The following is a 25,873-nucleotide window of genomic DNA, read 5'->3' as shown; positions in this document are numbered from 1 at the left end:
ACCATTTTGTAGCTTTCATGCTACAAAAATAAATATAGTAAGATAAAATTAGGGGATATGAGGAGGCAATTGCAATGAAACGTTTATTCTTTCTTTTCTTAACAATGGTTTTTGCTGTTACGATTGTAGCGGCGTGTTCGTCCGATGATACCGGTGGCACAGAAACGGATGAAGAAGTTGATACTGGTGAAGAGACGACAGATGCTGCATCAGGTGACGAGGAAGTAGTCACATTGAATTTCTTTCAATTTAAAGTCGAAATTGCAGATCAGCTTCAAGAAATGTTAAAAGAATTTGAAGCAGAGCATCCAAATATTAAAGTGAATTTAGAAACAGTTGGTGGTGGAGCAGATTACGGTGCTGCATTAAAAGCGAAATTTGCTTCTGGTGAAAAACCTGATATTTTCAATAATGGTGGTTTTAATGAATTAGGTCTATGGAAAGAGCATTTAGCAGATCTTTCTGAAGAGCCATGGGTTGAAAACCTTTTACCAATTGGTAAAGTACCAATGACAGATGAGGACGGCAAACTATATGGTATGCCTGTAAATCTTGAAGGCTATGGTTTTGTTTATAATAAAGATTTGTTTGAAAAAGCGGGGATTACAGAGCCGCCAACGAATATGAGTGAATTACAAGACGCAGTTAAGAAGCTTGAGGAAAATGGCATTACAGCATTTGCTGCTGGCTATGCTGAATGGTGGGTTATTGGACAGCATTTATTGAACATTCCTTTTGCTCAACAAGAAGATCCGGTTGCGTTCATTGAAGGATTAAGTGCTGGTACTGAATCATTTATTGGCAACAAGCAGTTTGAAGAATTCCAGACTTTAATTGATACGGAAATTAAATATGGTAATCCAAATCCTTTAACTACAGACTACAACACGCAAGTTACGTTATTTGCATCTGGTGAGACAGCAATGCTTCAACAAGGAAACTGGACTGAAAACATGATCTATGAAATCAATCCAGAAATGAATATGGCGTTCCTGCCAATTCCAATTAATGATGCTGAAGGTGCAAACCGTATTCCAGTTGGAGTACCGAATAACTGGGCATTAAACAAAAACTCTGAAAATCTTGAAGAAGCGAAGCTATTACTAGATTGGATGGTTTCATCTGAAACAGGACAGCGTTATATGACAGAGGAATTTGCCTTCATTCCGGCATTTGATAATATCGAACCTACTGGCTTAGGAGCTTTGGGAGAGTCGATTTTAGAGTACTCTGTTGAGGATAAGACAATTCCATGGACATGGTTCAGATGGCCTGATGGAGCAAACCAAGATTTTGCAGCAGCTATTCAAGAATACGTTGCAGGTCAAATTGAATACGAAGAAGTTTTAGAGAAATTCCAAGCAACATGGGATAATTTAAAATAACAGTGAGAAAGGTTGATCAGAAAAGGCCACTGCAAAAGGTATGATTTTTACTTTTGCAGTGGCCTTTAAGCAATGAGCGAAACCGCTGCATTGTCTTAAGCCTTGCTATGGGTGGCTTTCTCATAGCAGGCGTGCAGCGAGTGGAGCCATTGCGGCTTCCTTGAATCTGCAAAAAAGGACTTTTACAGTGGCGATGATCGAAGCTATTTTTGATCAACCTTTTCTATACGGATGAAGCTTGCTGACGTATACTAGATGTATGAGATTGGGGGTATGATCGTGTTTAAAAATAATATTCGAAATAAGCTAATTGTCCTATTATTATTAATTACGATCATCCCATTTGGTACGTCAATTATCGTTACTTATCTTTATACGAAAGAATCGTTAAGGGACCAATCGATTCAGGAAAATGTTAATCTTCTTTATCAGGGGAAGATTAATATGGAAAGCTATTTGCGAGATCTAAATCATTTTACTTTTTCGTTTTATAGCAACCCAGAGTTTATGAACTATCTTAGAAGAGATCAGATTGGGGATTACGTCTCACGAGGGGTTGTTCATAATGTGATGCATTCACTTTTATATAGCGAAGAAAGTGTCTACAGGGCGTCGATGTCAATTGTAAAGCACCAAGAAATGTTAACGGTTTCAAAACGTTCCGCTATATTCTATTCAGAGCTTGTTGACCTAAAGCAAATTCGATCCTATAAAAGAGCGAGTGAAAATCCAGCGAATCTTTATATTGAGCCATTAAATGAATTCAATCGTTTTACCATTCATCGTGCTTTTCGAGATGTGCCATCAGACCGAATTCTTGCCTATGTTTCTTTAGAGGTTCGTCCAAATAAAATAAATGAATTGAGCCGATTTCTCTACCACGGCGAATCCGAGGAATTCTATATATTAAATCAAGATGGTCAATTTATTTATCAATCAGATATTGGGTTTAATGGGCAAGAGGAGCTAGGCTGGAAGGACAGACTACTAGAGTCAGAAGAGGAAAGTGGAACGATTGCCTGGACGGATCAAGCCTTTGATGGGGTTATGGTCTATGATACGGTTTCTGAGGCAGCGGGAAGCTGGATCTTAGTCAAGCGAATACCGAACACGACATTATACGAGAGTGCTTATAGTGTTGTTATGATTAATATCTTTTTTGGCGTTGTTGGCTTAGCTCTAGTCGTTCTCGCTACCTTCTTTGTCTCATTTAGAATCACGTCACCGCTCCGGGTACTTGTTCAAAATATTAAGCAGGTTGAAAAAGGAAATATGAAAGTACAATTTCGTTCATTAGGAAATGATGAGATTGGTCTTTTAGGTGACCGATTTAAGTCGATGATTGAAAAGATAAATCAACTTATTAATAGGGAATACAAGCTTGAGCTGGAAAACAAAACAAATCAGCTAAAGGTGCTTCATTCACAAGTTAATCCCCATTTCTTATATAATACATTGCAGTCGATTGGAACGATGGCGTTAAAAAGCAAGGTGCCAGAAATCTACTCTTCGCTCACTGATCTTTCACAGATTATGAGGTATAGCATGAATATGGAGGAGGATATTGTTCCGTTAGTAAAGGAAGTCAATTATACAAAGGCATATATGCTCCTTCAAAAACAGCGGTTTGGTGATCAGCTTGAATTTGTCATCGATATTGATGAAGCTGCACTTGATATTCATGTACCGAAAATGATCCTGCAACCAATTATTGAAAATTATTTTAAGCATGGGTTTGACTCACGTGATGGAATCGGAAAAGTGAACCTTACCTGTAAAAGAAGTGATCGTTGTTTACTCGTGACCATTCATGATAATGGACCTGGAGTAAGCGTTGAGCGTCTTCAACAAATCGATCAGCATCTGAAGGCTGATCGTCATTTAGGTGATTATGGTTCGAACATTGGACTTAGAAATGTCTATGCTCGCTTAAATCTTTATTATGCAGGCAAAGCCTTGTTTAAGCTGGAAAATCATACGAATGGGGGCTTACTGGTTACGATGGAGCTTCCGCTAGAGATGGAGGGTGAGATACATGAAAGCGATTATCGTGGATGACGAGCAGCATGTTCGCGAAGGTTTATTGCTACTCGCTGAATGGGAAAAGGTCGGGATTGAAACGATCCTTGAGGCAAGTGATGGGAATGAAGCAATGCAACTAATTTCAGAGCATCAACCAGAAATCATATTTACAGATATGCGAATGCCTAGATGTGACGGAGTCGAGCTTTTGAAATGGATTCACAACTCCAACCTTCAGGCGAAGACGATTGTTGTCAGTGGCCATGGCGATTTTCAGTATACGAAAAAGGCGATTACCTATGGAGGCTTCGACTATCTTTTAAAGCCAATTAATCCTGGTGAAATGAATGAAACACTACTTCGTGCTGTAACAGAGTGGAAAAGGGAATATCATACTTCAGATGAGATCCCAGATTCCCTTTTGAACGTTCAGCAAAAGGAAAAGGACACCGTGCATTTGATTGAGGAATATATACGTGCCAACTATCAAAAGGATATCAAGTTACAGGAGATTGCCGAACTGTTTTTCTTAAGCAGGGAGTATATTTCGCGTCGGTTTAAACAGGAATTTAATGAAACCATTACCGACTATTTAACGAATATCCGAATTGAGAAAGCGAAGGAATTACTAGAGCATTCTTCCTTAAGGAATGTCGAGATTGCAGAGGCAGTCGGATACCAAAATGATAAATATTTCATCAAGGTCTTCAAAAAGATGGAAGGGATGACTCCAAAGGAATACCGACTGAAAACAAAAAACTAAATAAATCAAAAGGAAAATTAATCACAAAAGGTATTGAAGATGTTTCTGTTATAGATTAAAATTAAACTGCGTAATAGTATAGAAAGCGTTTTCAACTTTTTGTGATTTTTATAGCAAAGGAGGGCCTGATGGCAACGATAGAAGACGTCGCTAAATTAGCAGGGTTATCGAGATCAACTGTATCAAGAGTGCTCAATAACCATCCATATGTAACAGATGAGAAGAAGCGACTTGTCTATGAGGCAATGAAGCAATTAGAGTACTATCCCAATTCATCAGCTCAACGACTGCGTACACAAAAGACGGATACAATTGCAGTGCTCGTACCAAGACTAACAAATCCTTTCTTTCCATTTTTGATTGAGGGATTAGAAATGATTGCAGTCAAGTACGGATTTCAATTACTTATTTGTCAAACACACCATGATAAAGAGAAGGAGCTCAGCTTCTTAAATTTATTGCTAACAAAGCAGGTTGATGGCTTGATTTTCACAGCAATTGAAAATGATTGGGCAACGATTGATTCCTTCAAAACATATGGTCCGATGATATTGTGTAATGAATATATGTCTGAAGCGACTGTTCCGATTGTCCGTCTAGATCAAGTGAAGGGTAGTTATTTAGGAACACGCCATTTAATTGAAAAAGGACATAAAGAAATTGCCTATTGTGGCGGCACATCGAGCGAACTTGGAATTGATCGTGAGCAAGGATTTAGAAAGGCATTAGCTGAATCAGGACTTGTCGTCAATGAAAAATGGCTATTTAGGGATCTTTACAGTATTGAATGTGGCAAGACCCTTTTGAGAAAGCTTGTTGAGATGGACCATCGTCCTTCTGCGATATTTACAGGTAGCGATGAAGTTGCTGCTGGCATTATAAGAGAAGCAAAAAATCACAAAATACGAATACCTAACGAGCTTGCTGTTATCGGCTTTGATGATCAGCCGATTGCCGAGTTGCTTGAACCTTCGTTAACAACGATACGTCAACCGACACGGGATATGGGCATGAAAACAATGGAACTAATGCTAGCAATGCTAGCGAATCCGAATATGAACGAGGCAAGACAGATTATAGAATTACCGATACAAGTCATTAGTAGAGAATCTGTTTAACCTTTTGTGGGAACGATCCCACATTTTGCGACACAATAATCTGGGATCGATTTCACAGATAGATTTATAAGAATCTGGGATCGATTTCATAAAAAATTTAGAGATAATGAGGAGGAACTAATATGGTACACGTAACAGTTTGGAATGAGAATCGACATGAGAATAAGAATCCGGTTGTAAGAGAGATTTATCCTAAGGGAATTCACGGGGCGATTGCTAGTTTCTTAAAAGAAGAACAAGTTGAAGTGACTACAGCAACACTTGATGATCCAGAGCATGGTTTGACAGATGATGTGTTAAGTAAGACGGATGTGTTAATTTGGTGGGGCCATCTTGCACATGATGAGGTTGCAGATGAAGTGGTAGAAAAGGTTAAGAAGAGAGTTCTAGAAGGAATGGGCTTGATTGTGCTTCATTCAGGACATTTCTCAAAAATCTTCAAAACTTTGATGGGAACGTCTTGTGATTTGAAATGGCGTGAGGCTGATGACAAGGAGCGTCTGTGGGTAGTTGATCCAAGTCATCCGATTGTCGATGGAATTGGCGAGTACATTGAGCTTGAGCGAGAAGAGATGTATGGAGAGCATTTTGACATTCCAGCGCCAGATCAATTGATTTTGATGAGCTGGTTTGAGGGTGGAGAAGTATTCAGAAGTGGTTGTACGTATCAACGTGGCAATGGCAAGATCTTTTATTTCCGTCCAGGTCATGAAACGTATCCAACCTATCATAATAAGGAAATTCAGCATGTAATCAAAAATGCGGTTCAATGGGCAAAGCCAGTTAATCGTTCATATCCAGTCTACGGAAATGCAAAGCCTTTAGAAGAAATTTCACCAAAAAACGAGGCGTAAAGGAGAGAGTATAATGACAAAGTTAAAAATTGGGGTTATCGGTTGTGGAAGTATTGCAAAGTTTCGACATTTACGTGAGTATGCCAATAATGGCCAGGTTGAAATCATCGCTGTGTGTGACATTGTTGAAGATAGAGTGAACGAGTTTGCAAAAGAGTATGAGGCTACTGCTTATACAAGCTACGAGGAGCTTCTTACTAATCAAGACATTGATGCAGTTAGTGTTTGTACACCTAATTATCTACATGCACCTGTTTCCATTGCGGCTCTGAAAGCAGGAAAGCATGTCCTCTGCGAAAAGCCAATGGCAACGTCGCGTGCTGATGGAGAGGCGATGATAGCAGCGGCGAAGGAAGCGAATAAAAAGCTGATGATTGCTCATAATCAACGCTTTGTCCCTTCACACCAAAAGGCTAGACAGCTTATTGAAAATGGGGAGGTTGGTAAAATTTATAGCTTCCGTACGGCTTTCGGTCACGGTGGTCCAGAGGGCTGGAGTGTGGACGGAGCGGATAGCTGGTTCTTTAGAAAGGAAGAAGCATTTATTGGAGCGATGGGTGATCTTGGTGTGCACAAAACAGATCTACTTCGTTACATTCTTGGAGAAGACTTTGTTGAAGTTGGGGCTTTTGTTGAAACAAGTGCAAAGGCCAAGACAGACGTTGATGATACGGCAGTATGTATATTGAAATCAGAAAGTGGCATTATTGGTACACTTGCTGCGAGCTGGTCTTATGTAGCGAAAGAAGATAATTCAACGATTATTTATGGTGAGAAAGCGATCTTGCGTCTCGAGGATGACCCGACTGCTTCTCTAATTATTCAGTATAAGACAGGTGAAGTCGTTAAGTATGAGTTAGGCGGGATTCAATCAAACGAAATTGGTGGCCAAACTAGCTCAAAGGTGATTGATCATTTTGTCTCTTGTATTCTAGAAGATACCGAGCCTGCTATTTCAGGTGAAGAAGGACTGAAGTCATTACAGGTTGTTCTTTCAGCACTTGAATCAAGTGAAACGAAGAAAATTACGAGTCTATAAAAAAGGAGAATAGTATGAAAAGGATCAAGATGGGCATTATTGGTGCAGGTGGAATTGCTCAAGGGCGACATCTCCCTGCATATGTTCAGATGGCAGATCGAGTAGAACTTGAAGGTGTATATGATGTCAATAGTGAAACGGCTGAGAAGGCTGCTGAGACATTTGGGATAAAAAAGATCTATTCAACGTTTCTTGAATTATTAAAGGATGTTGATGCTGTAACGATCTGTACCCCAAACAAGTTTCATGCTGAAATCACGATTGCTGCACTTGAGGCTGGTGTTCATGTCTTTTGCGAAAAACCGATGGCAATGAATGGAGAGGAATGTGCGGCGATGATCTCTGCAGCAAAGCAATCTGACAAAGTGCTGGCAATAGGTTACCATTATCGCTTTATGAAGGAAGCTCAAGCAGCGAAGAAGCTGATTGAACAAAATGAAATCGGAGAACCATTCGTTGCCCGTGCCAGAGCATTAAGAAGAAGGAAGGTACCAGGCTGGGGTGTTTTTACAAATAAAGAATTGCAAGGTGGAGGTAGTTTAATAGATTGGGGCTGCCACTTCTTAGATCTATCACTATGGTTGCTTGGGAACCCGAAGCCGGTTGAAGTAATCGGAAAAACCTATAATCATCTAAGTAAGATGCCAAACCAAGTCAATCAATGGGGCACATTCGACGCAAGTACGTTTGAGGTTGATGATCATGTGACTGCCTACATTAGGTTTGAGAACGGAGCCACATTGTTATTTGAAACATCCTGGGCAGCGAACATCAAAGAGGATGTTGAGGGAGTCAGTATTTCCGGTCATACAGGCGGGATTGACCTGTTTCCGTTTGAGTTTAATCAGGCAAAGCATGGCATGCTCCTCAACAGTCAAGCTGAATGGATTCCAGGTGAGGAAGACCCTGGACTAAATCAGCTAGAAAACTTTATCGACAGCTGTTTAGGAGAAGGGGAATTAGTTGTACTACCTGAGCAAGCGATGCAGGTTTCTACCATCATTGATGCGATCTATAAAAGCAGTGAAACGAATCGAAGCATTACATTAGCATAGAGGAGGCAAATAATGAAACTAGGTGTGTTTACCGTATTATTTTCAGAAAAGAATCTAGATGAGATGCTTGATTATGTGAAAGCGGCTGGAGTTAAGGCTGTGGAGATTGGAACAGGTGGGTACCCAGGAAATGCCCATTGTGACATTGACAGGCTGCTTGAGAGTGAAGATCGACGTAAGGAATATTTGGAGAAGATTAGCTCCCGTGGTCTTGAAATAAGTGCATTTAGCTGTCACGGCAATCCAATCTCCCCAGACGAATCATTTGCTCGTGAATCACATGAAGCGTTAGTGAAAACAATTAAGCTTGCAAGTTTAATGGGAGTTCCTGTCGTAAATTGTTTCTCAGGAACTGCGGGTGATCATGATGGGGCGAAATACCCAAATTGGCCAGTCACTCCTTGGCCAAATGAATATGGTGATGTCTTAAAATGGCAATGGGAAACAAAGCTCATCCCGTATTGGAAGGAATGGGGTCAGTATGCAAAGGATCATGACGTCAAAATTGGCTTGGAGCTCCATGGAGGTTTCTTAGTTCATACGCCGTACACTCTACTAAAGTTACGAGAAGAAACATGTGATGCGATCGGTGCCAACCTTGACCCAAGTCATTTATGGTGGCAAGGGATTGAACCAGTTGCTGCAATTAAGATTTTAGGCAAAGCAAATGCGATTCATCATTTCCATGCAAAGGATACGTATATCGATCAAGACAACGTTAATATGTACGGGTTAATTGATATGCAGCCATATGGTGAAGTTCAAACTAGAGCTTGGACTTTTCGCTCAGTAGGTTGCGGTCACAGTATTCAGGAATGGTCTAATATGATTAGTGCTTTACGCACGTATGGATATGATTATGTGGTTAGTATTGAACATGAGGATCCGATCATGTCAATTGAAGAAGGATTTTCAAGGGCTGTTAAGAACTTGAACAATATATTAATAGAAGAAAAGCCATCGGATATGTGGTGGGTATAAAAAGAAGGTCGCACGCTTCGAGGATGAAGTGTGCGACCTTCTATCTATTAATATATTAGTGCTTGCAACAAAGATAAGGGGATCCCGTTTGGGTGACCTTTGGCTTGCACTGACACCCATTTAGTAGTGATTGAAGACTACAAGAATGAGCGTGTGGGTTAGTTTTAATAAAATATATACAAAAATCAGTGGTCAACTGTTGTCTATAGTATTCTTTTGTTTTTCTAATCCAATTGTATTAGGAATTTATGATTAGCGCAATACCTATTTGGAAATTTATATACATTTTTATGTAAATTTTTGGTTAATAAGTTTGTTGTATTTTGGTGAATAAAAGCGACGTTTTCGTGATATATATATAAATGTCGAAAGCGGTGTCATTTTATTCTGATTTTTCGTCAAAATGCACTGTTTTTCGCGTCGTAGCAGGCTTGTAAAGCGTTTGACAAGGTTTATGAGCGCTGTTATAGTAAATGTGTGGAAATACCACAGTAATATAGTTACGAAGGGAATGTGAAAGCATGCAAGGTAAAGTAAAATGGTTTAACGCAGAAAAAGGTTTTGGATTCATCGAGCGTGAAGATGGAGATGACGTATTCGTACACTTCTCAGCTATCGAGTCTGAAGGATTCAAGTCTTTAGACGAAGGTCAAGAAGTTGAATTTGAAATCGTTGAAGGTGCTCGTGGTCCTCAAGCTGCGAACGTAGTTAAGCTTTAATTCACATTCCTTAAGGAAATGAATGAGCTCTAACCATCCAAGCCCACCCTGGTTCGTCCAGGGTGGACTTTTTATATTCTTGATAAAAAAACCGGGATAAAATGGTTTTTAAATGAAGTTACGAACCGAGCAAAAAACTAGCGGATGAAATATACGTAGACTCCTGCGGGATGTAAAGCCAAAGGTGAGACCCCGCAAGTGCGAAGCGCGAGGAGGCTCACCGGCTTCCCGCGGAAAGCGAAGTATATTTCAGTAGCGGTATCCTTACTCTTACTCCGTCCCCTCTGTTCAAGTTTTAAGTTAGTTCTATCACTTTTGTCCAGGCCTTTTTTGTTGTAATTTATCAGTTTTAAATGAGTTTTTTCCCTAAGATAGAAACATAAAGTTCAAATAATCAAAATAAATAAAAAAATTATTTTTTATTTACAATGTTTAAGAAGGATTTACATTGGGGTAAATAGAATATGTACGGTATAGATAGAAAAGGAGGAGTTCAAGATGAATTACAATATTCGTGGTGAAAACTTAGAGGTGACTCCAGCTTTACGTGAGTATGTAGAGAAGAAAGTAGGAAAGCTCGAGCGTTACTTTGATACGACTCCTATCTCAGATGTGAATGTTCGAATGCAAGTATTGAACTCACAGCATATGATCGAGATCACAATTCCGATGCCGCAGCTTTTGCTTCGTGGTGAGGATAATCACACAGATATGTATGCTGCAATTGACAAGGTTGTAGAGAAACTTGAACGACAAATCCGCAAATATAAAACAAAAGTAAATCGCAAGTTTCGTCAAGAAGGAAGCTTGAAGTATATGTTTAAGAATGAGCTTGAGCCATTAGAGGAAGCAGGTCCACCGATTGAAGAAGACGAGCTTGAAGTGGTTAGAAAGAAACGTTTCAACCTAAAGCCAATGGATGCTGAGGAAGCAATCTTACAAATGGACATGCTTGGCCATAATTTCTTTGTGTTCTCAGATGCAGTTAATGGCTCAACAAGTGTAGTTTATAAGCGTAAAGATGGTAGATATGGTTTGATTGAGCCAGAAGCTTAAAAGTAACGGGAGATGTCCGAAAAGAGCAATAGTCTTTTCGGACATTTTTTTCTTCAATTAAGTTAAGGTTTCAAACAAACGTGATTGCATAAGTACGGTGTCAATTGGACAAGCAGAAGCATCCCGTCCGTATTGCCATGCCCAAACATTCGCATCGCAGGATGGTCTTTTCGGATTAAAGCGTCTTGGAGCACCACGTTTGGTTGTCGCGCCGGGCTCTGGTTCAGCACTCCAGATTACGGTCTGCTGACGAACCCGTTCACTTGCTTCTGTTGCAGCACAATAGGCTTCATTAAAAGGTCCTTCAGTCGGGTCTGCATAAATACCTGGTCGATATGGACTTTCGAAAAATGTATCAACCCAGGCAGTAATCCAATCAGAGTCTACAAGAAAAAATTTTTCGACATTAGCAAAAATAAAACTTCCCTCAGAAATCGACAATTGTCGTGCACGGAAAATTGCATTTCTCGCTGCAACGGCACCTGCTCTCGAACCAGTTGCCTCCGAAAAATTATTGTAGATCGGCATGACTTTCATCCCTTTGTCCTGGATGAATCGAATTTCTTCCCGAGTTAACCCGTCACTAACGTTTGCAATTGTCGTTAAATAGCGACCCCAGAAGTCTGGTTGCCCAAAATTAGTAACAACACATTGATAAAGGTCGTCGGTGACAGCAGCTGCTGAGTCGACTCCCCAATTTAAAATTGCCATTGGCTTCCCCCCTCAGCACTACTGTATGCAAGTAGACAGAGGAGAAAGACATAATATTTCACAAAGACAATAAATGATACACGATTTGTCAAGAGTCCTGATCTTGTAAGACCTGCTATTTATTGATAAAATTAAAAACAGTGGATAAATGCTTCATGCTCGATCAAGTCGAGCTGAAAGAAGAGAGGACGAATACGATGTTAGGTTTATTAAAGAAAGTAATTGGAGACCCGAGCCAGCGTCAACTAAAAAAGAATGAGAAGCTAGTTGAGGAAATAGAAGCGTTAGCCCCAGAGATGAAGAGACTTTCTGATAACGACCTTCGTCAAAAAACAGAAGAATTCAAGCAACGATATAGAAATGGCGAAAGCGTTGATAAGATGCTTGTAGAAGCATTCGCAGTCGTTCGTGAAGCATCTACACGTGTACTACATATGACACCATACCCTGTTCAGTTACTTGGTGCGATTGCCCTTCACCAAGGGAATATAGCCGAGATGAAAACAGGGGAAGGGAAAACGTTAGTTGGAACCCTACCCGTATACCTCAATGCAATCACAGAAAAAGGTGTACATGTTGTAACAGTGAACGAATACCTTGCACGTCGTGACTGCGAAACAATGGGAGCACTGTTTAGCTTTCTTGGATTAACGGTTGGCTTAAATGAATCGAATTTATCAAAAGAAGACAAGCAAAACGCCTATGCTGCTGATGTAACGTATAGCACAAATAACGAGTTAGGTTTTGACTATTTGCGTGACAATATGGTGTTGTACAAAGAACAAATGGTACAACGACCTCTTCATTTTGCTCTTGTCGATGAAGTCGATTCGATCCTAGTTGATGAAGCGAGAACACCGCTTATTATTTCGGGGTCTGTTGAACGCTCAACACAGCTCTACCAACAAGCGAATTCCTTTATTCGAATTCTAAAGAAGGAAGAGGACTATACATTCGATGAAAAGACAAAGAATGTTCAGCTTACAGAAGAAGGGGTTAACAAATCTGAACGTGCATTTGGAATTGAGAATTTATACGATCAAAAGCATGTTCAACTAAATCACCATTTAAATCAATCGCTAAAGGCACATGTTGTTATGCAGCGTGATGCTGATTATGTAATTGAAGATGGCGAAGTAGTGATTGTTGACCAATTTACTGGTCGCCTAATGAAGGGACGTCGTTATAGTGACGGACTTCACCAAGCGATTGAGGCAAAAGAAGGAATGCAGATCCAAAAGGAAAGTATGACACTTGCATCGATTACATTCCAAAACTATTTCCGCCGCTATCAAAAGCTTGCTGGGATGACAGGTACAGCGAAAACAGAGGAAGAGGAATTCCGTAATATTTACGGGATGGATGTTATGGTCATTCCAACGAACAAGCCAATCGCTCGTGATGATCATGCTGATTTAATCTTTAAAACAATGGAAGCTAAGTTTAGAGCGGTTGTTAAAGAGATTGAAGAGCTTCACAAAAAAGGACAGCCAGTGCTTGTTGGTACTGTGAGTGTTGAAACATCTGAGCTGGTTTCTTCATTATTAAATAAGCGGAAAATTCCGCACCATGTCTTAAACGCGAAAAATCATGAACGTGAGGCAGAGATTATTGAAAACGCTGGCCAAAAAGGTGCGGTAACGATCGCAACGAACATGGCTGGTCGTGGTACAGATATTAAGCTTGGTGAAGGTGTGCTAGAACTAGGTGGGCTTCATGTATTAGGTACAGAACGCCATGAAAGTCGTCGGATTGATAATCAGTTACGTGGGCGTGCTGGTCGTCAAGGAGACCCGGGTTCAACTCAGTTCTACTTATCAATGGAAGATGAATTGATGCGTCGCTTCGGATCGGATAATATGCGAGCGATGATGGAACGTCTAGGCATGGAAGAGGACCAACCGATTGAGAGTAAGCTTGTATCCCGTGCGGTTGAGACAGCTCAGAAGCGAGTCGAGGGTAATAACTTCGATGCTCGTAAGCAAATCCTCCAATATGATGATGTCATGCGTGAGCAACGTGAGATTATTTACAAGCAGCGACTTGAGGTTCTTGAGTCCGAAAATCTTCGTGACATTGTTGAGAACATGATCAAGTCAGTTATTGAGCGTACGGTTCGTTTGCACACACCTGAAGCAGAGGTACATGAGGATTGGGATTTAAGTGCAATCGTTAACTACATCAAAGCTAACTTGCTTGTCGAAGAGGATATTACAGAGTCTGAGTTGAAAGGCAAGGACCCTGAAGAAATGATTGAATTAATTACTGCGAAAATTACTGCTGATTATAACAAAAAAGAAGAGCAGTTTACACCAGAGCATATGCGTGAGTTTGAAAAGGTTATTATGCTTCGGACTGTTGACCGCAAATGGATGAATCATATTGATCAAATGGACCAGCTTCGCCAAGGAATCCATCTTCGTGCATATGGACAAATCGATCCATTACGTGAATATCGTTTTGAAGGCTTCGAAATGTTTGAAGCAATGATTGCTTCAATTGAAGAAGAAGTCGCAATGTACATTATGAAGGCACAGGTTCAACAAAACCTAGAACGTCAAAAAGTAGCTGAAGGTAAGGCTGTTCAACAAAGTACAGAAGAAGCGCCTAAAAAGAAAAAGCCAATTCGAAAAGGTGTATCTGTTGGACGTAATGATGAATGTACGTGTGGAAGTGGCAAGAAGCATAAGAATTGTTGTGGAGCATAAGCTCATATATTTAAAGAAAGGTTAGCCTACTGCAACTTTTAGGTAGGCTATGGCACAGGTGAGGCAGATGGAATTAGTAGAGGTAAAGCAAGAACTAGCACAAATAGCAAAACGACTAACTGAATTTAGGGGGTCTCTTTGACCTCGATGAAAAGCAAGAGCGGATCGCAGAGCTAGAAGAAAAGATGACAGACCCTTCCTTTTGGAATAATCAAGAGGCTGCCCAAGTCGTTATTAATGAAAGCAATGTATTAAAGGAATCTGTAAATACTTTCCTTGATCTAGATGCTGAATTTCAAGATTTAGAAGTGTCTTATGATCTTGTCAAAGAGGAAGCGGATGATGAGCTCCAAAAAGAGTTAGAGCAAGGTGTCAAACAACTGTCAAAGGCTGTCAGTGAATTTGAATTGCAGCTCTTACTTAGTGAGCCATATGACAAAAATAATGCCATTCTTGAATTACATCCAGGTGCTGGTGGAACCGAGTCTCAGGACTGGGCATCGATGCTCTTAAGAATGTATACACGTTGGGCCGAGCATCGTGGCTTTAAAGTTGAGACAATGGATTATCTTCCAGGAGATGAAGCTGGAGTGAAAAGTGTCACACTACTCATCAAAGGTCATAACGCCTACGGTTATTTAAAGGCGGAAAAAGGCGTTCACCGCTTAGTGCGGATTTCACCATTCGATTCATCGGGTCGTCGTCATACATCCTTTGTTTCGTGTGAAATAATGCCAGAGCTTGATGATAGTGTCGTGATCGACATTTCTCCAGAGGATCTAAAAATTGATACGTACCGAGCGAGTGGTGCCGGCGGTCAGCATATCAACACAACGGATTCTGCAGTTCGAATCACACACTTACCGACTAATACGGTTGTGACATGCCAAAGTGAACGTTCACAAATTAAGAACCGTGAACAAGCAATGAAAATGATGAAAGCAAAGCTCTACCAACTAAGAATTGAAGAGCAGGAGCAAGAGCTTGCGGAAATTCGCGGCGAGCAAAAGGATATCGGCTGGGGAAGCCAGATTCGATCCTACGTCTTCCACCCATACAGCATGGTAAAAGACCACCGCACTAACTTTGAAATTGGAAATACCAATGGCGTGATGGATGGCGACTTGGACGGATTCATCGACGCCTACCTCCGCCAATCTATGGGCAAATCCTCATAAGAATGAATGGACCTCTCCGTTATATGTGGAGGGGTTTTTGTTTTGCTTGATGGGTGGGATGGACTAGGTGTAGATGCGGGTGCGGCTCATAAAGAAGCAGAATCCGCTCATAAGCATGTGCGATCATCCTCGGTAAGAAGCTGCAATGAGGGGTGAGGAGGTCTGCATCTTTGAAAAGGTTGGGATGTGGCTGGAATTTCAATTAGCTAGATGATTTTATAGGACGAACATAGTGAATAAAAAGCCAGCCAATTGGATGCCGCTCATAAAGTTGAGAAATCGGCTCATAACTAGTCAGATCCGGCTCATAAAAGAGTAAATCACGCTCATAAGGAAGCAGAAGTCGCTCATAAGCATGTGCGATCATCCTCGGTAAGAAGCTGCAATGAGGGGTGAGGAGGTCTGCATCTTTGAAAAGGTTGGGATGTGGCTGGAATTTCAATTAGCTAGATGATTTTATAGGACGAATATAGTGAATAAAAAGCCAGCCAATTGGGTGCCGCTCATAAAGTTGAGAAATCGGCTCATAACTAGTCAGATCCGGCTCATAAAAGAGTAAATCCGGCTCATAAAGAAGCAGAATCCGCTCATAAGCAAGTGCGATCATCCTCGGTAAGAAGCTGCAATGAGGGGTGAGGCGATCTGCATCTTTGAAAAGGTTGGGGATGTGGCTGGAATTTCAATTAGCTAGATGATTTTATAGGACGAATATAGTGAATAAAAAGCCAGCCAATTGGGTGCGGCTCATAAAGTTGAGAAATCGGCTCATAACTAGTCAGATCCGGCTCATAAAAGAGTAAATCCGGCTCATAAAGAAGCAGAATCCGCTCATAAGCAAGTGCGATCACCTGCATTAAATACTTCATTCACCATTGAACAAACAACGACCATTAATAATTAACTCATTTCCACCAATAATAAGCTTTGAGTACTTACTCTTTAGTCCTTTGCCGATGTACAGGAGTCTCGTTTACAAGGAACTTGGGCTAGTGCTATACTACGCAAGGATTATGAGTAGAGTAGGGAGTGTGAGTTTTTATGAAGGTAAGGAGAAGGCAGATGCCGCCAAGTCGTTTAATGCAGGGGATTATCGATTATACATATATTTTGAGTGGTTCAGCGATTGTGGCGATGGCATTTAACTTATTTTTACTACCAAATAAAATAGCCTCTGGGGGAGTCAGTGGGCTTAGTACGATTCTCGCGTACGTTTTTGGCTTTGAACCAGCATTTACACAATGGTCTTTTAATATTCCTCTTTTTATTATTGGCATTATTTTACTTGGCGGATTTAAGTATGGAATCAAGACACTTGTCGGGACGGCATTTTTACCATTGGTTGTGCTGGTAACACGAAATTGGTCTGTCGGATTTGAGGATCCGTTACTTGGGGCATTGTTCGGAGGAATCGGTGTCGGACTAGGTCTTGGACTCGTTTTTAGGGCAAGTGCAAGCACAGGTGGGACCGACCTGGCAGCACAAATCATTCAGAAGTATACCGGTGTTTCTTTAGGTGCAGGTGTATTTATGATGGATGGATTTATTGTTATTACCTCAGGAGTGGTGTTTGGACTTGAACTTGCTCTTTATGCACTAATTAGTTTATTTGTAACAGGTAAAACAATTGATGTCGTCCAAATGGGTGTTGGTTATGCAAAGGTCGCTTATATTATTTCAAACCATCAGGAGGATGTTCAGGAGCGGATCTTGAACGAAATTGACCGCGGCGTTACGAGACTAAGCGGCTATGGTGGATATACAGAGCAGGAACGTGATGTGTTAATGTGTGTTGTTAATCAAAATGAAGTGACAAAGCTAAAACAAGTTGTTCAGAAGGTTGACCCAAAAGCATTTGTAGTAGTAACAAATGCGACAGAGGTTCTTGGTGAAGGATTCAAGAGAGCCTAATTGAATGATTTCTCCCCTTATTGGATAGGATAGTCTTGATAACACTCTCTGTCACAATATTGTAAAGTGTTGTGACACCTCTTGGTGGGCAAAATGTTCATCAACTATTTCTATATTAAGAGAATGTAGATTGGGTGTTAAAAAGCGTAAAACAGGAAAGCTTTCATTATACTGTGCTTGGAGGAAACTCCTTGATAAAAAGTGAGAGGGGGGAGAAAAATGAAAAAGCTATTGATTGCAATGGGGCTTTTAGTTGCTCTAACTGGTTGTGGAGCTGGTGAGGAAGAACCTGAAGTTACGACTCCGGAAGTAGAGGAGGAAACAACGGGTGGAGAAGAAGCTACCGGTGATTTTGATGCTACTGCAGCAGAAGAAGCGTATGAGAAAAGCTGTATTGCCTGTCATGGTCAAAACCTACAGGGTGCCGTTGGTCCAGCTTTAGCGGGAACCGAATTGACCGAGGAAGAAATTTTGACTGTTCTTCATGAAGGACAAGGTACAATGGTTAGCCAAGTACCACAAAATTTAACTGAAGAAGAAGCCGTAAATCTTACGAAGTGGATTAAGTCCCAATAACAGAAAAGGCTTTATGATAAAGCCAAAATATGTTGAGGTTTGTCTCAAAAGGATACATTATACTTTTGAGACAAACCCTTTTATTTATAAAAGAGTAGGTTATTCAAATAAAAAAGGCATCCAAACAGTCAAATTTTCGACTGTTTTTTTAATGTTTTACATAATGTGTCAGATCATGAAATGAAATTGTAACATTATTTAGCCACCATTTATTTTAATAAATGGTATAATAATTTCAGCAAACGACATAACTTGCATAAATTGAATAATTTTCAACAGTATTTTTCGGACAAGCCAGACATTAGCCACCTGACACCTAGAACTATTAAACCAAATGAGGAAACACATAGGGATGTGATAATGTGATTGAAATGAAAGACGTCTGGAAGTCTTATCCTAATAATGTTAAAGCCATTAATGGGATAAATATTACGATTAAAAAAGGTGAATTTGTCTATGTTGTTGGACCAAGTGGTGCGGGAAAATCGACATTTATTAAAATGATGTACCGTGAAGAAAAACCAACAAAAGGCGACATTCTAATAGATAGCGTAAATTTAGCAAAAATGAAAGAGAAGCGAATTCCATATATGAGGCGAAAAATCGGTGTGGTTTTTCAGGACTTTAAACTATTACCATCTCTAACAGTCTTTGAAAATGTTGCATTTGCTCTCGAGGTTATTGAAGAGAACCCAACGGTGATAAAACGCAAAGTAATGGATGTTTTAGATATCGTTATGCTCAAAAACAAAGCAAGGTTCTTACCCACTGAATTATCTGGCGGGGAACAGCAACGTGTGGCAATTGCAAGAGCGATTGTTAATAATCCAGAGGTTCTTATCGCGGACGAGCCAACTGGAAACTTAGATCCTGACACAGCTTGGGGAATTATGGACATTTTAGATGATATCAACCACCGTGGTACAACGATTGTCATGGCAACCCATAATAAAGACATTGTTAATACGATCAAAAAACGTGTTGTTGCTATTGAGGGTGGACGAGTTGTAAGGGATGAATTAAGGGGGAGCTACGGTTATGAAACTTAGAACTGTTGGCCGACATCTCCGAGAAGGATCAAAAAATCTAGTCCGTAATGGTTGGATGACTTTTGCGTCAATCAGTGCGGTTGCGATCATGCTGTTGATCGTTGGAGTGTTTCTTCTTCTAATTATGAATGTAAACAGCATCGCATCAGATATTGAAAATGATGTGGAAATAAAGGTTTTCATTGATCTAACTGCCACAGCAGATGAGCAGGAAGAATTACGGCTAGAGCTTGAGAAGCTTAATAATGTTGAAAGTATTACATTCATTGGTAAAGAAGAAGGACTAGATCAGTTGATTGATAGTATGGATGATGGCGGCATTGTCTTTGAATCAATTCGCGGGGAAGAAAACCCACTGAACGATTCCTTTATTGTCCGAGCTGCGAACCCGCAGTTAACGGAGACTGTTGCTAATCAGATTGAAGATCTACCACATATCGAGAAGATTGATTATGGGAAAGACATGATTGAGCGTCTGTTTGCTGTTACGAACTTAATCCGGACAGTTGGATTAGTTTTAGTGGTCGGTATGATGTTTACGGCGATGTTTTTAATTGCTAATACTATTAAACTTACAATTGTTGCGAGAAAAAGAGAGATTCAAATAATGAAACTTGTCGGTGCGACGAATGGTTTCATACGTTGGCCATTTTTTATTGAAGGTATATTACTTGGGACAATCGGAGCTTTAATCCCTACGGTTATTATAGGGTTTGGCTATTCGTATATAAATGACCGCTTTGTTGGTCAAATTGAAAGACTTTTTGTGTTATTACCTGTTTTCCCTTATATGTGGCAAATTGCCGCTTTACTAATCGCTATTGGAGCTTTTATAGGTGTTTGGGGAAGCATGATGTCAGTTCGGAAGTTTTTAAGAGTGTAATCGAATAAGGGGGAACGACCGTATGAAAAGAAAGATATGGCTAACGGCCATTGCTATTTTAATTACATCGGCTTCGTTTGGTGGGAACTTTACAAATAATGCATTAGCGAATAGTGAACTGCAGGAACAAATATCAGAAGTTGAGGGTGAGCGTGCCGAGAAGCAGGGAGAGGCTGAAAAGACTCAGGCTGAGCTTGAAAAGATCGACGCTGAAAAACAAGAGTTAAATGATGAAATTAAACGAATTGATCATGAAACAGCCCTAACGAATCAACAAGTTCGCGAAAAAAGAGATGAGATTTCAACTGTACAGAAAGAAATTGAAACACTTCAAGAAGAAATTATCATCCTTGAAGAACGTATAGCTAAGAGAGATGAATTACTTAAAGAACGTGCTCGAACGATGTACCAAACTGGTGGGTCGGTTGATTATCTAGAAGTTATTTTAGGTGCAAAAACATTCAGTGATTTTGTTAGTCGTGTAAGTGCTCTTTCTGTAATTGCTCAACAAGATCGTGATATTTTAGACAAGCATATTTCAGATCAAGAACAATTAGCTGAGGCGAAAGCACAGGTTGAGCAGGAGCTCGTTAATTTAGAAAGTCATTTAGCTGAGCTTGAGGAATTAATGGCAACATTAGAGACTCAACGTCAAGAAAAGGGTAAAGTAATGGCAGATCTCCAAGCGAAAGAGGATGATCTTCATGCAGAGTTAGGTGAACTTGAAGACGCTGATGAGATTTTGCGTTCTCAAGAGGCTGCATTAAAAAGTGAACTAGCTGCATATGAAGAGCGTATGAAACGTGAAGCTGAAGCACGTAAGGCTTCAGAATCGGCACAACCATCAACAACCTCTCGTGGATCGAATGAAGTGCATAGTGCTCCTGAAGCAACAGGTTCTGGATTTATTCGTCCAGCAACAGGCCGAATGTCATCGGGCTTTGGTTATCGTAGCTTCGATAATGGAATGCATTATGGTATTGATATCGGGAAAAACGGACGCAGTGGAGATGTTCCAATCGTAGCTGTAGCTGACGGAACAGTTATAAGATCTTATTATTCTTCAAGTTACGGAAATACGGTTTTGATTGCACATGTTGTTGATGGCCGTTCAATCACAACATTGTATGCCCATCTTGAAAGACGTGATGTTTCGACTGGTCAACGTGTATCACAGGGAGAACGTATAGGATTAATGGGTAACACAGGTCAATCATTCGGTGCTCATCTTCACTTTGAAGTACATGAAGGTGGCTGGAATGGTGCTAAATCTAATGCGGTCGATCCATTAAAATATATACCTCGTTAACATTGTTTTGAAACCTTATCGTCTGTTTTGCATTCGATAAGGTTTTTATGATAACACTAGTAAATATTCCTATTTACTATGCTTTGACTTCTATTACTACTTTGACTAGAATATAAAATGTAACATAACTTGTACGATTGATTCATAAGATAAATTGATATGGTAGGCATTGCACGTGGATTGGTGTGGTGCCTTTTACTGTACATGGGGAGTTGGTAAACTTGAATAAGAAACAGTTACTAATGATTATTGCAGTTATTCTTGGGTTAGGTGCGTTTGCTATATATTTTCAATCAGACCAAATGGCTAGTGATACCCCTGACCCTGAAGCTGTCGAGGTTGCTGGAGGAACATTGACAGAAGGTGAGTTCTCAGAGAAATTTGAGAAGGCACTTGCTATTATTGAAGAACAATATGTTGATGATGTAAGTGAGGATGAATTGCTTCAAGGAGCAATTAAAGGAATGCTAGAAACGCTAGAAGATCCTTATTCTGTTTATATGAGTAAAGAAGAAGCTAATCAGTTTACTGAAGCACTTGGTTCTCATTTTGAGGGAATTGGGGCAGAGGTCATGATGACTGATGGTAAGGTGACGATTGTTACTCCAATGCGAGAATCTCCTGCTGAGCAAGCGGGTCTTCAGCCAAATGACAAAATTCTGAAGATTGATGGCGAAACGATAGAGGGACTTTCTTTATCTGAAGCTGTTATGCAAATTAGAGGAGAAAAAGGAACAACGGTTACGTTAACGATTGAACGGGCTGGTTCGAGTGAGTTACTCGATATTCCTGTCGTTCGTGATGCGATTCCAATTGAAACCGTCCATTACGAAATGATTGAGAAGGATTCATTAAACATTGGGTTAATTCAAATCTCATCGTTCTCTGCTGATACTGCTGACCGATTTAAAGAGGCGTTAGAAAGTTTAGAGAGTGATGGAATGGAAGGCTTAGTCATTGATGTTCGTGGTAATCCTGGTGGTTATTTAGATCAGGTTGAGGATATTGGTAAGTTGATTATTCCTGACAAACAGCCAATTGTTCAAATTCAAGATCGTAATGGCGAAAAGATGCGTGTTATTTCTACCCTTGAAGAACGCAAATCATATCCGATTGTAGGGATCACTGATAAGTCTTCTGCGTCTGCATCCGAAATCCTTGCTGGTGCATTAATTGAAGGTGGAAACTATGATGTTGTTGGTGAACAAACTTTTGGAAAGGGAACGGTTCAACAAACATTAGCACTTGGAGATGGAAGTCAATTGAAGCTTTCTGTATACAAGTGGTTGACAGCTGGTGGAAATGATATAAACGGTGAAGGTGTTATGCCAACTGTTGAAGTGAAACAGCCAGACTATTTCTATGCAGCACCTCTTTCAATAGAGGATCCACTCGCTTTAGATACAATGGGTGAACAGGTTCGTAATGCTCAACGTATGTTGAAAGGAATTGGTTTTGACACGGGCCGTGAAGATGGTTATTTTGATGAGCAAACAGTCAAAGCTGTTGAAGAATTCCAAGCAGCTAATGATCTTGGGGTAACTGGTCAAATTGATCAAGAGACAGCAAGTGTCATTCAAGAAGTCGTTGTGGAGAATGTTCGTGATAAAGAAAACGATGCACAGTTCCAGGCAGCACTTGATTTAATTATAAAACAAGCCACGAACTAAGAAAGAATAAAGGAAACGGCTTTCTAATTGTCGAATATAAGGTACATCCACGTAAATAACGTTGGATGTACCTTTTTTGAAAATTAAACTAGGTTTTTGGTTGAAGGAGTACATATTATGGTGATCGATTTGTTACAGAGTATCGGTATCTTTTTCGCTTATTTTTTTGCGAATCCCTTATTGTATATAGGATTCATTTTAATTTATTTTCTATCAATTCAACGGATAAAAGCAGAGCGTGGGTCCTTTCATACACGTGTTTATGGAAAAATAGCAGATTTTACGATTCCTTTTTTGCCTGCTTTATTAATTGGACTCTATCTATCAAGTGTGACTATTCTCCTTGGGCTAGTCATTACGCCTAATTTCATTATTGTTCTTGTATGTGTGTATGTGCTGTTTGCACTTACATTGCAAACACGTCTCGTATCACCTTCTTATGTTTTAGGCGCAATTTTGATTTTGCATAGTTTAGAGCCCTTCCTTGGTACGATTGACTTTCTTAGTCTCGTATTTGAAGCATTATCAACAACATCTGTTACTGTTATTGCGATTTTACTGGCTCTTTTAGTAATAGGGGAAGGAATATTAATCAGGACAAATGGTGCAACCTATACTTCTCCAAGATTAGAGCGGAGTAAGCGAGGAAAGTGGATTGGGCTACATGTATCTAAACGATTATGGATTGTTCCTGTTGTGTTATTTTTGCCAGAGGGAATGGTTCCTAGCTTTGAATACTGGCCGGTTATACAAATTGCTAATGTTGATTTGCAGCCCGTGCTTATCCCATTTTTAATTGGTTTTAAACAGCCAATTCGTTCGACGATTCCGCGTTACCGGATTCAATCAACTGGACTGAAAGTAATTGCGGTCGGTTTAGTTGCTGCTCTTTTAGCTGTTGGAACCTACTTCGCCCCAATGATTGCTTTCGCCCTCGGACTCGGAATCATTGTTGCACGCGAGTTACTCTCGATTAAAGAGAAAAAGTATGATGACAGCCAGCCAGCCTTCTTTACGAAGCAGCCAAAGGGATGTGTCGTTGTTGGAGTCCTGCCTGATAGCCCTGCCGAAAAAATGAATCTCCTCGTTGGGGAAGTCATTATCAAGGTGAATGGGGTGTATGTCCATTCAGAAACAGCTTTCTATGAGGCATTACAAATTAATTCTGCTTTTTGTAAGCTAGAGGTGCTGGATTTCGATGGTGAAGTTCGCTTTGCCCAAACGGCTTTGTATGACGGGAAGCATCATCAAATTGGAGTCTTACTTGTCAAAGATGGCCACGAATTACAAAACTCGATATTCTAATTTGACCTTAAAGGGTTTTCCTTTAAGGTTTTTTGTTTTGTCTGCTTTTAAAATATTTGAAGGATAAAATACATGAATTTGTTTACCTTAAACCTAAGTGACTATTTTGGTGTAGAAGTGGAGTGAATTCATATGACGAAGAAAAATATGATCCTAGGTGTTTGTTTCATTTTAGCGTTGACATTGATTTTTCCTTCTCCTTCATCTGCCATTCCGTTAAATCAGATGCTGAAGATTGCTCACCGCGGGGCATCGGGTCTTGCACCAGAGCACACGATGGTTTCTTTTGACCTTGCCAAAAAAATGGATGCAGATTACATTGAACTTGATCTGCAGACGAGTAAGGAAGGAACGTTAATTGTTATGCATGACTCTACTGTTGAACGAACAACAGATGGAACGGGGTCGGTAAATAATTTAACTCTTAAGCAGATAAAAGAATTAGATGCTGGCTCATGGTTCAATAAGGAATATCCTGAGCATGCACGCGATGAATACATAGGAGCTAAGGTTCCTACTCTTGAAGAGGTTTTTCAGCGTTTTGGCCAGAGTATTAATTATTGCATTGAAATAAAAGAGCCAGAATTAAATCAAGGGGTTGAAAAAAAACTGCTCGATTTGATTCGAACGTATAAGTTGGAGGAGCAAACGATCGTTCAATCTTTTAGCGAAAAAAGCCTAAAAAAATTCCATCAGATGGAGCCGGAAGTTCCACTAATTCAGCTAATTAGTCGACCAAACCTTGGACGAAAAGCAAAGAAACAATTAGAAGCTGTTCAAGCGTATGCCATTGGTGTTGGAGTAAATATGAACAGAATTAATGAGGACTATGTAAAACAGGTGAATGAGCGTGGACTAAGGATTCACCCTTATACAATTAACTCAAAGGAAGATATGAGTAGAATGATGGATTGGGGTGTTACAGGAATCATTACGAACTTTCCAGATCGGTTAAATTCATGGTTAAAAGATAATTAAAAAGTAAGGGCTGAAATTGAGCTTATAAGCCGATTTTCAGTCCTTATTTTAAAATTGTCAGGAAAAGATAATGGTGAAGATGAAGGAAAATGATTATAATCTAATTAAATGGTATGATCTACATATTGGATGGATTGTGTGAAGGAGTTCTCATGTTGGAATTATTACTTGCTTTTGTTATTCCTTTTTTGGCAATGATTATTGTTACAAGAGTTACATTTAGTGTTTTCGGTGGAGTGATCGTAACATGTATGATCGCTATCTTTGTCTTAAACGTTCATATGCAATCATGGTTTCATGTTGTACTGGCCGTTGTTTCACTTGTTTTGGGAGTGTTTGTTGCGAGAAAACAATTAAGGCGTAAGCCGGGGATGTGAGAAAAGTCGGGGAAACTCGGCTTTTTTGTTTTTTTGTGGGTGTTGTGGGGAATGGTTAGTAAGGTGAAGTGAAAAGGTATGGTTTTGAAATTTCATGAATTATAGAGTCGATGGAGATAGCTTGTTTTTTGTAGGCTGATTGTCTTGGTTCCTAGCTTCGGCGCCCCTGTTAAATTAGAGGAGGAAAAGCTAGTCGCTTTTCTTTATTGGATAAGGGATTTAACAGGGG

General features: G+C 40.0%; 23 protein-coding genes. 21 read left to right on the top strand and 2 right to left on the bottom strand.

Annotated features, from left to right (window positions below; translation table 11 throughout):
* Positions 1-74 precede the first annotated feature (74 nt).
* The 10 genes from J7W16_RS02665 (at position 75) to hpf (ending at position 10,992) form a co-directional block, all read left to right on the top strand.
* Positions 75-1,385: an ABC transporter substrate-binding protein gene (locus J7W16_RS02665; protein ID WP_210595615.1), complete on the top strand. Its 1,311-nt coding sequence runs from the start codon at positions 75-77 to the stop codon at positions 1,383-1,385.
* A 273-nt stretch (positions 1,386-1,658) separates the two neighbouring features.
* Positions 1,659-3,443, top strand: a complete 1,785-nt coding sequence (locus J7W16_RS02660) for a sensor histidine kinase (RefSeq protein ID WP_246879802.1) — start codon at positions 1,659-1,661, stop codon at positions 3,441-3,443.
* Positions 3,421-4,170: a response regulator transcription factor gene (locus tag J7W16_RS02655; protein ID WP_210595611.1), complete on the top strand. Its 750-nt coding sequence runs from the start codon at positions 3,421-3,423 to the stop codon at positions 4,168-4,170. Before J7W16_RS02660 ends, J7W16_RS02655 begins: the two co-directional genes overlap by 23 nt.
* 128 nt (positions 4,171-4,298) lie before the next feature.
* A complete protein-coding gene (locus J7W16_RS02650) occupies positions 4,299-5,288 on the top strand; it encodes a LacI family DNA-binding transcriptional regulator (RefSeq protein WP_210595601.1) in 990 nt (329 codons plus the stop codon).
* Positions 5,289-5,410: 122 nt separating this feature from the next.
* Entirely contained in the window at positions 5,411-6,142 is a 732-nt protein-coding gene (locus tag J7W16_RS02645; RefSeq protein WP_210595594.1) for a ThuA domain-containing protein, read from the top strand.
* Positions 6,143-6,155: 13 nt separating this feature from the next.
* The gene (locus J7W16_RS02640; protein WP_210595592.1) at positions 6,156-7,181 is read left to right on the top strand and encodes a Gfo/Idh/MocA family protein; all 1,026 of its coding nucleotides are present in this window, start codon (positions 6,156-6,158) and stop codon (positions 7,179-7,181) included.
* A 14-nt stretch (positions 7,182-7,195) separates the two neighbouring features.
* Positions 7,196-8,236 (top strand): Gfo/Idh/MocA family protein, encoded by a 1,041-nt coding sequence (locus tag J7W16_RS02635; RefSeq protein WP_210595591.1) that lies wholly within the window; start codon positions 7,196-7,198, stop codon positions 8,234-8,236.
* Between the two features lie 12 nt (positions 8,237-8,248).
* Positions 8,249-9,217, top strand: a complete 969-nt coding sequence (locus tag J7W16_RS02630) for a sugar phosphate isomerase/epimerase family protein (RefSeq protein WP_210595590.1) — start codon at positions 8,249-8,251, stop codon at positions 9,215-9,217.
* Between the two features lie 521 nt (positions 9,218-9,738).
* Positions 9,739-9,936, top strand: coding sequence for a cold-shock protein CspD (gene cspD, locus J7W16_RS02625; RefSeq protein ID WP_210595588.1), 198 nt, complete (start codon positions 9,739-9,741; stop codon positions 9,934-9,936).
* A 498-nt stretch (positions 9,937-10,434) separates the two neighbouring features.
* Positions 10,435-10,992, top strand: coding sequence for a ribosome hibernation-promoting factor, HPF/YfiA family (hpf, locus tag J7W16_RS02620; RefSeq protein ID WP_210595587.1), 558 nt, complete (start codon positions 10,435-10,437; stop codon positions 10,990-10,992).
* A gap of 57 nt (positions 10,993-11,049) precedes the next feature.
* On the opposite strand, the gene J7W16_RS02615 is transcribed toward hpf, so the two are convergent.
* The gene (locus J7W16_RS02615; RefSeq protein WP_210595586.1) at positions 11,050-11,703 is read right to left on the bottom strand and encodes a glycoside hydrolase domain-containing protein; all 654 of its coding nucleotides are present in this window, start codon (positions 11,701-11,703) and stop codon (positions 11,050-11,052) included.
* Positions 11,704-11,900: 197 nt separating this feature from the next.
* Here J7W16_RS02615 and secA point away from each other — a divergent pair, with 197 nt between their 5' ends.
* Together secA and prfB are read left to right on the top strand one after the other, a co-directional pair.
* A complete protein-coding gene (gene secA / locus J7W16_RS02610; RefSeq protein WP_210595913.1) occupies positions 11,901-14,411 on the top strand; it encodes a preprotein translocase subunit SecA in 2,511 nt (836 codons plus the stop codon).
* Positions 14,412-14,478: 67 nt separating this feature from the next.
* Positions 14,479-15,589 (top strand): peptide chain release factor 2 gene (gene prfB / locus J7W16_RS02605; RefSeq protein WP_210595585.1). Its coding sequence is split into 2 segments (ribosomal slippage): positions 14,479-14,550 and positions 14,552-15,589, totalling 1,110 coding nucleotides; the frame shifts between segments, so codons are not numbered across the junction.
* 683 nt (positions 15,590-16,272) lie between these two features.
* On the opposite strand, the gene J7W16_RS02600 is transcribed toward prfB, so the two are convergent.
* Positions 16,273-16,455, bottom strand: coding sequence for a hypothetical protein (locus tag J7W16_RS02600; protein WP_210595584.1), 183 nt, complete (start codon positions 16,453-16,455; stop codon positions 16,273-16,275).
* 193 nt (positions 16,456-16,648) lie between these two features.
* Here J7W16_RS02600 and J7W16_RS02595 point away from each other — a divergent pair, with 193 nt between their 5' ends.
* The 9 genes from J7W16_RS02595 to J7W16_RS02555 all read left to right on the top strand — a co-directional run bounded on the left by J7W16_RS02595 (position 16,649) and on the right by J7W16_RS02555 (position 25,644).
* A complete protein-coding gene (locus J7W16_RS02595; RefSeq protein WP_246879801.1) occupies positions 16,649-17,497 on the top strand; it encodes a YitT family protein in 849 nt (282 codons plus the stop codon).
* Between the two features lie 219 nt (positions 17,498-17,716).
* Entirely contained in the window at positions 17,717-18,073 is a 357-nt protein-coding gene (locus J7W16_RS02590) for a c-type cytochrome (RefSeq protein WP_210595582.1), read from the top strand.
* Positions 18,074-18,435: 362 nt separating this feature from the next.
* Positions 18,436-19,122: a cell division ATP-binding protein FtsE gene (gene ftsE / locus J7W16_RS02585; RefSeq protein ID WP_210595581.1), complete on the top strand. Its 687-nt coding sequence runs from the start codon at positions 18,436-18,438 to the stop codon at positions 19,120-19,122.
* Positions 19,112-20,005, top strand: coding sequence for a permease-like cell division protein FtsX (ftsX, locus tag J7W16_RS02580; protein ID WP_210595580.1), 894 nt, complete (start codon positions 19,112-19,114; stop codon positions 20,003-20,005). The genes ftsE and ftsX overlap by 11 nt, the downstream gene beginning before the upstream one ends.
* 22 nt (positions 20,006-20,027) lie before the next feature.
* On the top strand, positions 20,028-21,314 hold the full coding sequence (locus J7W16_RS02575; protein ID WP_210595579.1) for a murein hydrolase activator EnvC family protein: 1,287 nt from the start codon (positions 20,028-20,030) through the stop codon (positions 21,312-21,314).
* A 221-nt stretch (positions 21,315-21,535) separates the two neighbouring features.
* Positions 21,536-22,984, top strand: a complete 1,449-nt coding sequence (locus tag J7W16_RS02570; protein ID WP_246879800.1) for a S41 family peptidase — start codon at positions 21,536-21,538, stop codon at positions 22,982-22,984.
* 117 nt (positions 22,985-23,101) lie between these two features.
* Positions 23,102-24,289 carry a PDZ domain-containing protein gene (locus J7W16_RS02565; RefSeq protein ID WP_210595578.1) on the top strand — a complete coding sequence of 396 codons (1,188 nt, stop codon included), beginning with the start codon at positions 23,102-23,104 and terminating at the stop codon, positions 24,287-24,289.
* Positions 24,290-24,421: 132 nt separating this feature from the next.
* Positions 24,422-25,267 (top strand): glycerophosphodiester phosphodiesterase, encoded by an 846-nt coding sequence (locus J7W16_RS02560; RefSeq protein WP_210595576.1) that lies wholly within the window; start codon positions 24,422-24,424, stop codon positions 25,265-25,267.
* Between the two features lie 152 nt (positions 25,268-25,419).
* Complete coding sequence (locus tag J7W16_RS02555) at positions 25,420-25,644, top strand: DUF2198 family protein (RefSeq protein ID WP_210595575.1); 225 nt, start codon at positions 25,420-25,422, stop codon at positions 25,642-25,644.
* Positions 25,645-25,873: the final 229 nt, after the last annotated feature.

The sequence above is a fragment of the Halalkalibacter suaedae genome (assembly GCF_017939705.1).
GTDB classification, from domain to species: Bacteria; Bacillota; Bacilli; order Bacillales; family Bacillaceae_D; genus Halalkalibacter; species Halalkalibacter suaedae.
The sequence above is the reverse complement of the archived record's forward strand: the minus strand, read 5'-3'. Positions and strand labels throughout refer to the sequence as shown.